Here is a 13703-nt window from a genome sequence, read left to right on the forward strand (position 1 = left end):
GGGGTTGACGATGAGATTTTGGCGCTTGGCGGTCCTGATGGCAGCCCTCGTGACCTGGTGCGGAACGAGCGCGCGTGCCGAGACGACGCTTCGCATCGGGCTCGCCGAAGACCCCGACATCCTCGATCCTTCAGTCGGACGCACCTATGTCGGCCGCATCGTCTTTTCGGCCTTTTGCGACAAGCTGTTCGACATTGACGAGAAGCTGAACATCGTTCCGCAGCTCGCGCTGTCCTACGAGAATTCGGCCGACGGCAAGGAGATGACGATCAAGCTCCGGCCGGGCGTCAAGTTCCACGACGGTGAGCCGTTCGGCGCCGAAGCCGCCAAATTCTCGCTGGAGCGCCATCTCACGCTGCCGACCTCGTTTCGCAAACCGGAATTGGCCGCGCTCGACCATGTCGACGTCGTCGATCCCCTGACCATCAAGCTGGTGCTCAAGACGCCCTACTCGCCGCTGATCGCCCAGTTGACCGACCGCGCCGGCATGATGGTCTCGCCGAAGGCCGTGAAGGAAGCAGGCGACAAATTCGGCCTGCATCCAGTCTGCGCCGGCCCCTACAAGTTCGTCGAACGCGTGCAGCAGGATCGCATGGTGTTCGAGAAATTTCAGGATTACTGGAACAAGGACAACGTCTTCATCGATCGCATCGTGTTCCTTCCGATCGTCGATGCCACGGTGCGGCTCGCCAACCTGAAATCCGGCGGCCTAGATCTGATCGAGCGCGTGCTCGCCACCGATATCAAGGACGTCCGCGCCGACAAGCGGCTCGTGCTGTCGACCGCACCTGAACTCGGCTATCTCGGCCTCACCATCAACATCGGCAACGACAAGAACAAAGGGCCGCTCAGCCAATCGGAAAAGGTGCGCCAGGCGCTCGATCTGTCGATCGACCGCGAGGCGCTCAACCAGGTCGTCTTCAACGGCGAGTTCACGCCGGGCAATCAGTGGGTCTCTCCGACGCATCCTTACTATCAAAAGGCGTTTCCGGTTCGGGGACGCGACGTTGCCAAGGCCAAGGCACTACTGAAGGAGGCCGGTGTCACGCTGCCCGTCGCCATCGACTACATGGTCCCCAAGGGGGCCGAGAACGAAGCCGTGGCCCAGGTCGTGCAGTCGATGGCGGCCGAGGCAGGCTTTGACATCAAGATCCGCGTGGTCGAATTCGCGACGACGTTCAAGCAGGCCCAGGCCGGCGAATTTCAGGTGTTTCAGATCAACTGGAGCGGCCGGATCGATCCTGACGGCAATTCCTATGTCTTCCTGCACACCAAGGCGCCGCAGAACGACGGTGGCTATTCCAATGCGGAAGCCGACAAGCTGATGGAAGATGCGCGGCTGATCAACGATCCCGCTCAGCGCAAGGCGATCTACGAGAAGATGACCAGGATCGTGCTCAATGACGAGCCGATCATCTATCTCTATCACCGCACGCTGCTGATCGCGCACTCCACCAAGGTCGAGGGTTACCGGCAGATGCCGGATGGATTGGTGCGCGTGGTCGGGCTGAAGTTGAAATGATCGCCACGGCGCAGGACACGCGGGGCCGACAATGCTGAACTTCCTCGCCAAGCGGCTGGCTCAGCTGGTCCCGACGCTGTTCTTCGTCTCGCTGCTGATCTTCTCGCTGCAACACCTGCTGCCCGGCGATCCGGCCCTCGTGATGGCCGGCGAGGAGCGCGATCCGGCCGTCATCGAGCAGATTCGCCAGCAATACCACCTGGATCAACCGATTCCGGTGCAGTACGCCTATTGGGTCAAGGGAGTGCTGATGGGCGACCTGGGCGAGTCGCTGCGCAACAAGATGCCGGTGTCGAGCCTGATCGCGCAGAAGCTGCCGGTGACGATGCAAATCGCCGGCATGGCGATCGTGGTCGCCTTCCTGATCGGCATTCCCGCCGGCATCGTCTCGGCGGTGAAGAGGGGCACGGCGTGGGACTATGGCGCCAATCTGTTCGCGCTGTGGGGGATCTCGACGCCGAACTTCTGGCTCGGCATCATGCTGATCTTCCTGTTCTCGGTCGAACTGGGCTGGCTGCCGGCCTCCGGCTACGTACCGCTCAGCGAAAACTGGCGCGCCAGCCTCGCCGCATCCGTCATGCCCGCCTTCGTGCTCGGCAATGCGATCGCCGCGATCCTGATGCGGCATACGCGAAGCGCGATGTTGCAAGTGCTGGAGAGCGACTATGTCCGCACCGCGCGCGCCAAGGGCCTGTCCGAGCGCACCGTGATCCTCAAGCACGCGATGCGCAACGCGCTGACGCCGATCATCACGCTCGGCGCGCTCGAGCTCGGCACGCTGCTATCGGGCGCGGTGCTCACCGAGCAGATTTTCTCGATCCCGGGCTTCGGCAAGCTGATCGTCGATGCCGTGTTCAACCGCGACTATGCCGTCGTGCAGGGCGTGGTGCTGACGACCGCAACGATCTACATCACGCTGAACCTGATCGCCGACATCGCCAATATCCTGGTCAACCCGCGGCTGAGGGGCTGACCGGATGACGGACACTGCACTCGGGACATCAGCCTCGCTTGCCGTGGCCGAGACGCTGGAGAGCCCGGCGCGGCGCGCCTGGCGGCGGCTGATCCGGCGCAAGGGCGCGGTGCTCGGCCTCGTCGTGATCGCGCTGTTCATCCTGCTCGCCGTCTTCGCTCCGCTGATCGTGCCCTATGATCCGATCGCGACCAGCTGGTCGCTGGTGCGCAAGGCGCCGTCGCTGCAGCACTGGTTCGGCACCGATGAGCTCGGCCGCGACGTGCTCGCCCGCGTTGTGTTCGGCGCCCGCGCCTCGCTGCTCGCCGGCGTCATCTCGGTCGGTATCGCGCTTGCGATCGGCGTGCCGCTCGGCCTACTCGCCGGCTATCGCGGCGGCTTCATCGACGCGCTGATCAGCCGCATCACCGATGCGATGCTGGCCTGCCCGTTCCTGATCCTGGCGATCGCGCTCGCCGCCTTCCTCGGCCCGAGCCTCGGCAATGCGATGATCGCGATCGGCGTCTCGGCCACCCCGATCTTCATCCGCCTGACCCGCGGCCAGGTGATGAGCGTCAAGGTCGAGGACTATGTCGAGGCGGCGCGCGCGATGGGCAATCCGCGCTGGCGCATCGCGCTGGTCCACATCCTGCCGAACATCCTGCCGGCGCTGCTGGTGCAGGCCACGCTGTCGATCGCGGCCGCGATCATCGCCGAGGCTGCTTTGTCCTTCCTCGGCCTCGGCCAGCAGCCGCCCGCACCATCCTGGGGCAGCATGCTCAACGCCGCGCAACGCTTCCTGACCACCGCGCCTTGGATGGCGGTCTGGCCGGGGCTTGCAATCTTCCTGGTCGTGTTGTCCTTCAATTTGGTCGGCGACGGCCTGCGCGACGCGCTCGATCCGAAGGCGCGGTGACACGGCGCCGTCGCTGCCGCAGCGAGCGCCCATCCCTACCCGTCATCCTGAGGAGCCGCGAAGCGGCGTCTCGAAGGATCGACGGCCACCGGCCGGGCCGTGCATCCTTCGAGACGCGCTACGCGCTCCTCAGGATGACGGGGAACTGGTAGTGTGCGTACCCTAACCTGCTCCGCTAAATCACCACCTCTCGCAACACGCGCCGGCAGTCCATCTCGTATTCGAGATCGACCACCGGCGGGCGGCAGAAGTGCCAGGTCAGGCCGGAGCGCGTGGCGCCGCGGCGGACCAGCTCGTCGACGACCACGGGATGGATGTCGTGCACGGTGTACGCCTGCACCGCGGTCGTGTCCTGCCAGCCAAAGCTGAACTCCGCGAGGCGCCGCTCCATCTCGCCGGCGGTGAAGCGGACCTTCTCGCGCCACGCGCCGGGGCTGAGATCGCGATAGCAGACGATGCGGTCGGGATAGCTGGCCGTGCCGCCCCGGGCCTCGGCGCCGCCCGCGATCACGAAGGACGGCGACGTGCTCGTGCTCGGCTGCGTGAACGAGAACGCATAGAACGACGGCTCCGCCGGCGGATCGATCTCGGGACAGACATTGCTGCGCGCTACCGGATTGATGGTGCCGTCGAACAGCCCCCATTCGGCAAGCGTCTTGACGTAGTGCTGGTTGAAGGCACGGAAACCGTCCTCGGTGAAGGCAGCCGGCGAGCGCAGTTCGCAGGCACAGAACGAAGTCAGCGGCCGGCCGGCGTCCTTGATGTAGGCCGCGATCCGCGCAAAGCCTTCCGCAAGCGGCAGCAGCCGATCGAAACGTACCCGCTCGATTTCATAGCCGGCGTTCGCCTGCGCGCCGCTCGAATATTGGAACACGGCCGGGATGAACCGGTAATTGCCAGTCGCAAACTCACTCGCCATGCCCTGTTCCTCCAGATGGCGAGGACATTCGGCCCCGCCCACCGGCAGAGGCTATCACGAGACAAAGAAAAAGGCGGCAGTGGCTTTCGCCAGTGCCGCCTTCTCCGTGAGCATGAGCCTGGAGGGCTCAGGTCGGTTTCAGCACGCCGCCGCGGCCTTCGAGTTCGTAATCGGCGATCTGCTTGGCGCGGTCCGAACGCGCCGCGGCCTGGTGGTCGGTCGCGATCACCGTGTAGACCATCGGCAGCACGAACAGCGTGAACAGCGTGCCGATCGTCATGCCGGTGACGACCACGAGCCCGATCGAGAAGCGGCTGGCGGCGCCGGCGCCGGTGGCGGTGAGCAGCGGCAGCAGGCCGGTGACCATAGCCGCCGTCGTCATCAGGATCGGCCGCAGACGAATCCGGGCCGACATCTCGATCGCCGAGCGGCGGTCCAGTCCCTCGTTGAGCTGCAATTCGTTGGCGAACTCCACCATCAGGATGCCGTGCTTGGTGATCAGTCCCACCAGCGTCAGCAGGCCCACCTGGGTGTAGATGTTCATGGTGGCGACGCCGAAGAACAGCGGGATCAGGGCGCCGACGATCGCCATCGGCACCGAGATCATGATCACGAACGGATCGCGCAGGCTCTCGAACTGCGCCGCCAGCACCAAGAAGATGATGATGATGGCGAACGCGAAGGTAACCAGCAGCTGATTGCCTTCGTGGACGTACTGCCGGGAGTCGGCCAGGAAGTCGTAGCTGAAGCCGGACGGCAGCTTCTTGGCTTCACCCTGCAGGAACTCGACCGCCTGGCCCATCGAGACGCCCGGCATCGGCACGGCCTGGAAGGTCGACGAGTTGAGCTGGTTGTAGTGGGTCAGCGCGTTCGGATCGACGCCGGTCTCGACCGACACCACCGTCGACAGCCGCACCAGCTGCCCGGTCGCGGTCGGGACGTAGTAGTTGTCGAACGACTCAGGCGCGAGCCGGCTGGCGCGCGGCACCTGCGGGATGACCTGATAGGAGCGCCCTTCGAGGTTGAAGCGGTTGACGTAGTTGCCGCCGAGCAGCGTCGCCAGCGCGCCGCCGATCGACTGCATGGTGATGCCGAGGTCGCTCGCCTTGGAGCGATCGACCTTCACGCGCACCACCGGCTGGTTGAAGTCGAGGTCGCTGTCGGTGACGATGAACAGGCCGCTCTTGCGCGCGGCATCCTTCAGCTTGTTCATCTGCTCGAACACCTGCTGGAAGCCGGCCGTCGACGAGATCACCATTTGCACCGGCAGGCCGCCGGGGCCGCCGGGCAGCGGCGGCAAGCTGAACGCGAACGCGCTGATGCCTTCGAGCTTCGACAGTTCCGCCTGCATCAGCGGCTGCAACTGCTGCGCGGTACGCTTGCGCTCGTCCCACGGCTTCAACAGCGCCCCGGCGAAGCCGCCCTGCGGACCGGTGATGCCGTTCAGGATGAACCGCAGGTCGGTCTCGGGAAACTTCTGGAACTCCTTGTCCATCTTGTCGCCGTAGAAATCGATGTAGTCGATGTTGGCGTATTTCGGTGCCTTGGTCACCGCGAACACGATGCCCTGGTCCTCCTGCGGCGCCAGCTCCTTCTGGATGTGCATGTAGAGGAAGCCGACCAGGCCGAGGATGGTCAGGGCGAACAGCGCCGTGATCGGCCGGTAGTCGAGCGAACGGTCGAGCATGCGGCCGTAGCCGCGGGTCATTGCGCCAAACACGCGATTGACCAGCTTGGCAAATCGCCCCTCCTCCGTACTCTTGAGGAACACGGAGCACATCATCGGCGACAGCGTCAGCGCGATCACGCCCGACACGATCACCGAGCCGGCGAGCGTGAAGGCGAATTCGCGGAATAGCGTGCCGGTCACGCCGCCGAGGAAGCCGATCGGTGCGTATACCGCCGCCAGCGTGATCGTCATCGAGATCACGGGGCCGACGATTTCGCGCGCACCCTTCAGCGATGCTTGCACGGGTGGCATCCCCTCCTCGAGATGCCGATGGATGTTCTCCACCACCACGATGGCGTCGTCGACGACAAGGCCGATCGCCAGCACCATCGCCAGCAGCGTCAGCAGGTTGAAGCTGAAGCCTGCGGCGAGCATCAGGATGCAGACACCGACCAGCGACAGCGGAATGGTGACGACCGGGATGATCACCGACCGGAACGAGGCCAGGAACAGGAAGATCACGACAACGACGATCAGGACCGCTTCACCGAGCGTCTTCTCCACTTCGTCGATCGACGATTGGATGAACTTGGTGGAATCGTAGGCCACCTTCATCTTCATCGACGGCGGGAGATTGCGCTCGAGGTCGGGGAATAGCGCGCGCACGCCCTTCACAAGACTCAGCGGGTTGCCTTGCGGCGTCGCCTTGATGCCGATGAAGATCGCGTGCTCGCCGTTGAAGGCGACGCTGGCGTCGGTCGACTGCGCCGCGAGCTCCACCGTTGCGATGTCCTCGATGCGCACGAAGCCGCCGTCCTTCGCCTTCACGATCATCCGCTTGAACTGATCGATGTTCTGAAGGTCGGTATTGGCCGAGACGTTGGAGACGATGAAGAAGCCCTTGGTCTGGCCGGCGGCCGCCTGGAAGTTGTTGGCGGCGATCGCGGCGGCGACGTCGTTGGGCGACACGCCGCGTCCGGCCATCCGGGTCGGATCGAGCCAGACGCGCATCGCAAAGGTCTGGCCACCCAAGATGTCGGCCGAAGCGACGCCGTCGACCGTCGACAGCACCGGCTGCACGACGCGGGTCAGGTAGTCGGAGATCGCCGATCCGGTCAGCTCTTCGCTGGAGAAGCCGAGATACATCACGGCGATGGTGTCACCGGTCGCCTTGGTTACGACCGGATCGAAGGCTTCCTTCGGGATCAAATATTTGACCGAGTTGACCTTGGCGAGCACTTCGGTGAGCGCCTGGTTCGGATCGTGATTGAGCTTGACGTAGACCTGGATCGTCGAGGTGCCGAGCACCGAGTTCGACGTCATGTAGTCGACGCCTTCGGCCGAGGCGACCGCCTGTTCGATCGGCGTGGTGATGAAGCCGTTGATCAGCTCGGGCGACGCGCCGGGATAGGACGTCGTGATCGTCACGACGGTGTTCGACAGGTTCGGATATTGCCGGATCGGCAGCACCATCGCCGCGCGCAAGCCGATCAGGAGGATCAGCAGGCTGACGACGACCGACAGCACCGGGCGCTTGATGAAAATATCAGTGAAGGCCATCGCCAACTCGATTCGTGTTGTCTGCCGTTTGCGGCAACATGTGGCGGAGGGCCAGTCGGCCCTCCGAGTTCAGATAGCGGAGATCAGTAGCGCGGCGGCTCGGCCGGAACCGGCGGCGGCGGATCGTTCGAGATCGCGACAGCCATGCCAGATTGCAGCTTGATCTGGCCGACGGCCACGACCTTGTCGCCGGCCTTCAGGCCCTTGAGGATCTCGACGCGGCCTTCGACGCGCTTGCCGGTCTTCACGAAGGTGCGGTCGGCAGTCAGGGTGGTCTTGCCGTCGTCACCCTTCTTCTCGGTGATCAGGAACACGGAGTCGCCGTACAGCGTGTAGTCGACCGCGGTCTCCGGAATGGTCACGACCGGCGACGTCTCAGGCAGCACGATCGTGGCGGTCGCGAACATGCCGGGCTTGAGGATGCTGTCCGGATTCTGGATCGTCGCCTGGACCCGGATGTTGCGGGTATCGGTCGCGATCTGCGGCTCGATGGTCGTGATCTTGCCGTCGAAGGTGCGACCTGGATAGGCGTCGACCGCGATCCGCACGGTCTGGCCGACCTTGATCTGCGAGCTCTGCTTCTCGGTCACCGTCATGTTGGCGTACAGCACCGACAGATCGGTCAGCGACACGATCTGCGTGCCGGCCGTCAGATACTGGCCGACTTCGACCTGGCGAACGCCGAGATCGCCTTCGAACGGCGCACGCACCAGCTTCTGCGAGATCAGCGCTTCGGTCTTGGCGATGCCTGCCTTGGCCTGGTCGTAGGTCGCCTGCGCCGTATCGACGGTCGACTGCGGTCCGAACTGGCGCGACGCGAGCTGCTTGGCACGATCGAGCTGCTGCTCGCCCACGGTCGCCTGCGCCTTGAAGCTGGCGAGGTCGCCCTGCTCCGGTGCGTCGAACAGCTGCACCAGCGGCGTGCCCGCCTTCACATGGCTGCCTGCGGTGAACATGATCTCGGTGATGCGGCCCGGCACGTCGGTCGTGACGTTGACCTGGTGCACTGCGACGAGATCGCCGACAGCGGTCAGTAGGTTCGGAATCACTTCCGTCTTCGCCTCGGCGGCCGAGACGTTCGACGGCGGCGGCTTATTGTTGGCGAAGAACTGCGCGATCATGTGGCTGCGGAAGGCGTTGAAGCCGACCAGCGCGCCGACCAGCAGGGCCAGCAACAGGCCTACGATGATGAACCAGCGCACCAAACGGACGGGACGCTTGGCTTGCTTCTCCTTGATCGGTTGCCCCGAGATGTGGCTTTCGGTCTGAATATTCATGTCATGCACTTTCTGCAGTTACCGACGGTCCTGCGCTCGGCGACGGCTGGCGGCCCAAATGAGTTGAAATTGCGGCTTCGGTAAGTCCGATGCCGCGAAGAATGAACTGGCAAAGCTGCTGCTCTGCCGCGGCGGCATCGCCATAGGGGAGACATGGTGTCGCAGGCAGCTGCGTCAGCGCGCCCATAAGCACGGTATGATGCGCAAACCAGAACAGGTTGAGCGGCTCGTCGCCGATCCGCGTCGCTTCGCCGGCGGCGATCGCCCGCTCGAGCGAAGCGGCGAAGGTCGGACCGATCAGCTTGCCGACCTTGTCGTAGAGCAGGCGCGCGAACTCGCCGTCGTCGAGATGGCTCGTCACCATCAGCCGCATCCGCTGCGCCTCTTCCTGGTCCGGCGCATCGCGCAGCTGCATGAAGTGGCCGACCATACCCTGCACCAGCTCGACCAGCGTCGCGGTCGACGGCTCCTGGCCGAGCAGATGCGCGAGATCGGGATCCGCCTCGCACTCTTCGGCAAGGATCTCGGCGTAGAGCGCGGCCTTCGACGGGAAGTGCTTGAACAAAAGCCCTTCCGAAATGGCAGCCGCGGCCGCCACGCTCTTTGTCGTGGTGCCGGCAAAGCCGTTGCGGGCGAAACACCGCTTTGCGGCGCTCAGGATCAACTGACGCCGCAAGTCACTCGTCATGCGTAAGGTAGACATTTGGGTCGTGAGTAATCACTCACCTTACCGAAAGTCAAGGTTCTATTGCACCGCGAAAGTCACTTTATATCGGAGTGTGTCCGATCGACCCGCGGATGCGGTTGACGATGTAGGTGCCGTCGCGGCTCGACAGCACGCGTTCCAGATTGGCCCCGTCGATCTTCGCGCTGGCGAACCTCGGCCCTGCCGTAACGTCTTGCAAAGACGAAGCAAAAGCCTCGACCTCGGCCATCGTGCTGATCGAGCGGCTATCGGCGATTCCGCAGGCCTTGGCAACACCGACGAGGTCGGCGGTTCCACCGGTATGGCTGGCCTGGCCGCCGGTCTCGCCATAGGCCTCATTGTCCAGCACGATGATCGAGAGGTTCCTGGGCTGCTGCAGCGCGACGGTCGCGAGACTCCCGATTCCCATCAGCATCTCGCCATCGCCGGTGATCACGACGACCGGCAAGCTCGGCTGGGCCAGCGCGAGGCCGAGCCCGATCATCACCGCGCCGCCCATGCCGCCCCAGAGATAGAAGTTGCGGTCGTGGTCGCCGGCCGCGGCGATGTCGTAGGTCGAGGCGCCGAGGCCGCCGACGGCGAAGGCGCCCTTGCGATCCCTCAGCAGTTCGGCAACCACGGCGCGGCGGTCGAGAAGATTGGCTTTGCTCATTTGGTGAAGACCTTTGCCCCGATCAGGCGCTGCGACAGCAGGACGGCGGTTGGCGTGCAGGCGTTGTAGGCTTGCGCCGCGCCGGCCTCGACGACCTCGCGCACCTCATCAGGATGCGCAGCGCGCAACACCTTGATCCCCGACAATTCGAGAATGCCTTGCGTGTTCGAGCCCATCGGCACCTGCCAAGGATTGAACTCGCCCCATTCGCCGCGCATCGTCACCAGCGTGAGGAACGGCAGGCGGAAGATCTGCACCAGCGACAGCATGTTGATGCAATTGCCGACCCCGCTCGACTGCATCAGCAACACGCCGCGCTGGCCGCCGGCCCAGGCGCCCGCGAGCAGCGCTACGCCCTCCTCCTCCGTCGTCAGCGCAATACCGCGCATCGATGACGAACCCAGCACCCGCTCGATCAGCTCGGAATGCCCGGCGTCCGGCACGTAGGGCACCTGGCGCACCTCGAAGCGCTGCAATATCGAAAAAATCTCCTCGGGCCAGGAGGCCGCGGTGTCGGCACGGGCATGCATTGGCGTTTCCGGCTCTCTCTTTGTTTGGCTGCAACTGTAGAGGGCCGCGCGCGCTTCATCAAAGCGCAATACCGCATATGGCTCTGCGATTTACTCGCACCGCGCAGCGCGCCCGTGCCGGTCCCAACTCCCCGCAAATTGTGTTGCGCGACCGCCGCCCGCGGCCTACGATAGTTGCAAATGAAACTAATTGGGTTGGAATCGCCATGGACGGGCACGCGCGAGAGCTGGCTGACGGGTTCGACCTGGAAAAGCTGACGGCTGAGTTCTACGCCAACCCCTACCCGACCTATCGCGCGCTGCGCGAGCATGCGCCGGTCAAGCGGCTGCCGAACGGCTGCTATTTTCTCACCCGCTACGACGACCTGATCGCCGCCTACAAGAACACCAAGGCGTTCTCCTCCGACAAGAAGAAGGAGTTCCTGCCGAAATACGGCAACTCGCTGCTCTACGAGCACCACACCACCAGCCTCGTCTTCAACGATCCGCCGGCGCACACCCGCGTGCGTCGGCTGATCATGGGCGCCTTGTCGCCGCGCGCGATCGCCGGCATGGAGCCGGACCTGATCGCGCTGGTCGACAGCCTGCTCGACCGGATCGAGAGCAAAGACCGCTTCGAGCTGATCGGCGACTTCGCTTCTGCGATCCCCGTCGAGGTGATCGGCAATCTGCTCGACGTGCCGCACGACGAACGCGAGCCGCTGCGCGACTGGTCGCTGGCGATTTTGGGTGCACTGGAGCCGGTGATCGGCAAGGACGCGTTCGATCGCGGCAACGACGCGGTGAAGGATTTCCTCGCCTATCTCGAAACCCTGGTCGAACGGCGTCGCGCCAAGCCCGGCAATCCCGAACGCGATGTGCTGACCCGGCTAATCCAGGGTGAGGACAATGGCGAGCGGCTGACCGCGAAGGAATTGCTGCACAACTGCATCTTCCTGCTCAACGCCGGCCACGAGACCACGACCAATCTGATCGGCAACGGGCTGGTGACGCTCACCCAATATCCCGACGAGAAGCAGCGGCTGCTCGCGCAACCCGAGCTGATCAAGACCGGGGTCGAGGAGATGCTGCGCTACGAGAGCTCGAACCAGCTCGGCAACCGCATGATCGTGGAGGAGACCGAGCTCGGCGGCATCACGCTGCCGGCCGGCACGCTGGTCACGCTGTGCATCGGTGCCGCCAACCGCGACGGCGCGCAATTCCCCAACCCCGAAGGCTTCGACGTTGCGCGCACGCCGAACCGTCACCTCGCCTTCGGCACCGGCGCGCATCAATGCGCCGGGATGGCGCTGGCGCGCCTCGAAGGCGCGATCGCGATCTCGCGCTTCCTCAAACGCTTCCCGAACTATGTGCTCGACGGCGAGCCCGTGCGCGGCGGCCGAGTCCGCTTCCGCGGCTTCCTCAGCGTGCCATGCAGCATCAACGCATAGAGCGCATTGTCCCCCGCGAATTTGGCCGGTGACCCCACTTCCCTGTGGAGGAACTGATGCCCAAATCAGCTGCAGGCGCGCATTGATGTAATCTGGTGCGCGACAGCGGGAGTGACACAGGATGAGTCCATCGGTCACTGATCTCCTCGCAACCGAAGCGCAGTTCGGCACCTACAATTACGAGCCGATCGGGGTCGTGCTGTCCCGCGGCGAAGGCGTCTGGGTCTGGGACACCGATGGCAACCGGTATCTCGACTGTCTCTCCGCCTATTCGGCGGTGAGCCAGGGCCACTGTCATCCGAAGATCCTGGCAGCAATGATCGAGCAGGCGCACCGGCTGACGCTGACCTCGCGTGCCTTCCACAACGACCAGCTCGCTCCGTTCTACCGCGAGCTCGCGGAGCTGACCGGCTCGCACAAGGTGCTACCGATGAACAGCGGCGCCGAGGCGGTGGAGAGCGCGATCAAGTCGGTGCGCAAATGGGCCTATGAGGTCAAGGGCGTGCCGGACGGGCAGGCCGAGATCATCGTCTGCGCCAATAATTTTCATGGACGCACGCTCGGCATCGTCGGGTTTTCGACCGACGCCGGGTCGCGCGACCATTTCGGCCCGTTCGCGCCGGGCTTCAAGATCATCCCGTTCGGCGATGCCGCGGCACTCGAGCAGGCGATCACGCCGAACACTGCGGCCTTCCTGGTCGAGCCGGTGCAGGGTGAAGCCGGCGTCATCATTCCCCCGCCCGGCTATTTCGCGCGCGTACGCGAGCTGTGCACCGCGCGCAACGTGATGCTGGTGCTCGACGAGATCCAGACCGGGCTCGGCCGCACCGGCAAGCTGCTCGCCGAGCAGCACGAGGGCATCGAGGCCGACGTGACGCTGCTCGGCAAGGCGCTCTCGGGCGGCTTCTATCCGGTGTCGGCGGTGCTCTCCAACAACGCCGTGCTCGGTACGCTGCGGCCGGGCCAGCACGGCTCGACCTTCGGCGGCAACCCGCTGGCCTGCGCGGTGGCGCGCGCCGCGCTGCGGGTGCTGGTCGAGGAAGGGATGATCGAGAACGCAGCGCAACAGGGGGCGCGCTTTCTCGCCGGACTGCATGACATCCGCGCCAACGTCATCCGCGAGGTGCGCGGGCGCGGCCTGATGCTGGCGATCGAACTGCACCCGGAAGCCGGCGGCGCCCGCCGCTACTGCCTCGCGCTGCAGGCCCGTGGCATCCTCGCCAAGGACACCCACGAGCACGCCATCCGCATCGCCCCACCGCTGGTGATCACCGCCGACCAGGTCGACTGGGCTCTGGAGCGGATCGCTGCCGCTCTGACGCAGGATGTCTCCTGACGGTTCCCTGCGTCGGAAGACCGCACGGCCGGCCACAGCGAACAAGAACGATTTCAACATCCGCGCGTTGAAGCTCTGCGGGCGGGTATGGACGGAGAGCTACGTCATGCCTTCCCGTCGCGCTGGATTTATTGTCTTCTTGATGAGTGCCTCAATGCTCGTGGCGAGCGGCGGCGCGTCCGCCCAGCCGCACGAAAAGGGTGGACCAGCGGCACGTCCAGCCGCGCCACCGGC

At 64.7% G+C, this 13703-nt stretch carries 11 protein-coding genes; 5 read left to right on the forward strand and 6 right to left on the reverse strand.

What is annotated here, in order from left to right; translation table 11 throughout:
• Positions 1-10: 10 nt before the first annotated feature.
• Genes QDT69_RS02850 through QDT69_RS02860 form a run of 3 tightly spaced genes read left to right on the forward strand, consistent with a single transcriptional unit; the run spans position 11 to position 3390 of the window.
• A complete protein-coding gene (locus QDT69_RS02850; protein WP_279705130.1) occupies positions 11-1522 on the forward strand; it encodes an ABC transporter substrate-binding protein in 1512 nt (503 codons plus the stop codon).
• 31 nt (positions 1523-1553) lie between these two features.
• Positions 1554-2495 carry an ABC transporter permease gene (locus QDT69_RS02855; protein WP_279705131.1) on the forward strand — a complete coding sequence of 314 codons (942 nt, stop codon included), beginning with the start codon at positions 1554-1556 and terminating at the stop codon, positions 2493-2495.
• A gap of 4 nt (positions 2496-2499) precedes the next feature.
• On the forward strand, positions 2500-3390 hold the full coding sequence (locus tag QDT69_RS02860; RefSeq protein WP_279705132.1) for an ABC transporter permease: 891 nt from the start codon (positions 2500-2502) through the stop codon (positions 3388-3390).
• Between the two features lie 175 nt (positions 3391-3565).
• Here QDT69_RS02860 and QDT69_RS02865 read toward each other — a convergent pair whose 3' ends face one another.
• From QDT69_RS02865 to QDT69_RS02890, 6 genes are all read right to left on the reverse strand, one after another.
• Positions 3566-4309: a hypothetical protein gene (locus QDT69_RS02865; protein WP_279705133.1), complete on the reverse strand. Its 744-nt coding sequence runs from the start codon at positions 4307-4309 to the stop codon at positions 3566-3568.
• Positions 4310-4436: 127 nt separating this feature from the next.
• A complete protein-coding gene (locus QDT69_RS02870; protein WP_279705134.1) occupies positions 4437-7538 on the reverse strand; it encodes a multidrug efflux RND transporter permease subunit in 3102 nt (1033 codons plus the stop codon).
• An 83-nt stretch (positions 7539-7621) separates the two neighbouring features.
• Positions 7622-8815, reverse strand: a complete 1194-nt coding sequence (locus QDT69_RS02875) for an efflux RND transporter periplasmic adaptor subunit (protein WP_279705135.1) — start codon at positions 8813-8815, stop codon at positions 7622-7624.
• A gap of 1 nt (position 8816) precedes the next feature.
• Positions 8817-9518, reverse strand: a complete 702-nt coding sequence (locus QDT69_RS02880) for a TetR/AcrR family transcriptional regulator (RefSeq protein ID WP_050424826.1) — start codon at positions 9516-9518, stop codon at positions 8817-8819.
• 64 nt (positions 9519-9582) lie between these two features.
• Complete coding sequence (locus QDT69_RS02885) at positions 9583-10173, reverse strand: thiamine pyrophosphate-dependent enzyme (protein WP_279705136.1); 591 nt, start codon at positions 10171-10173, stop codon at positions 9583-9585.
• On the reverse strand, positions 10170-10703 hold the full coding sequence (locus tag QDT69_RS02890; protein ID WP_279705137.1) for a thiamine pyrophosphate-binding protein: 534 nt from the start codon (positions 10701-10703) through the stop codon (positions 10170-10172). Before QDT69_RS02890 ends, QDT69_RS02885 begins: the two co-directional genes overlap by 4 nt.
• A gap of 206 nt (positions 10704-10909) precedes the next feature.
• Between QDT69_RS02890 and QDT69_RS02895 the strand changes: the two genes are divergently transcribed.
• Entirely contained in the window at positions 10910-12133 is a 1224-nt protein-coding gene (locus QDT69_RS02895) for a cytochrome P450 (RefSeq protein ID WP_279705138.1), read from the forward strand.
• A gap of 121 nt (positions 12134-12254) precedes the next feature.
• On the forward strand, positions 12255-13469 hold the full coding sequence (gene rocD / locus QDT69_RS02900; protein WP_279705139.1) for an ornithine--oxo-acid transaminase: 1215 nt from the start codon (positions 12255-12257) through the stop codon (positions 13467-13469).
• The last annotated feature ends 234 nt before the right edge of the window (positions 13470-13703 follow it).

This window comes from Bradyrhizobium sp. CER78 (genome assembly GCF_029846235.1).
GTDB lineage: Bacteria > Pseudomonadota > Alphaproteobacteria > Rhizobiales > Xanthobacteraceae > Bradyrhizobium.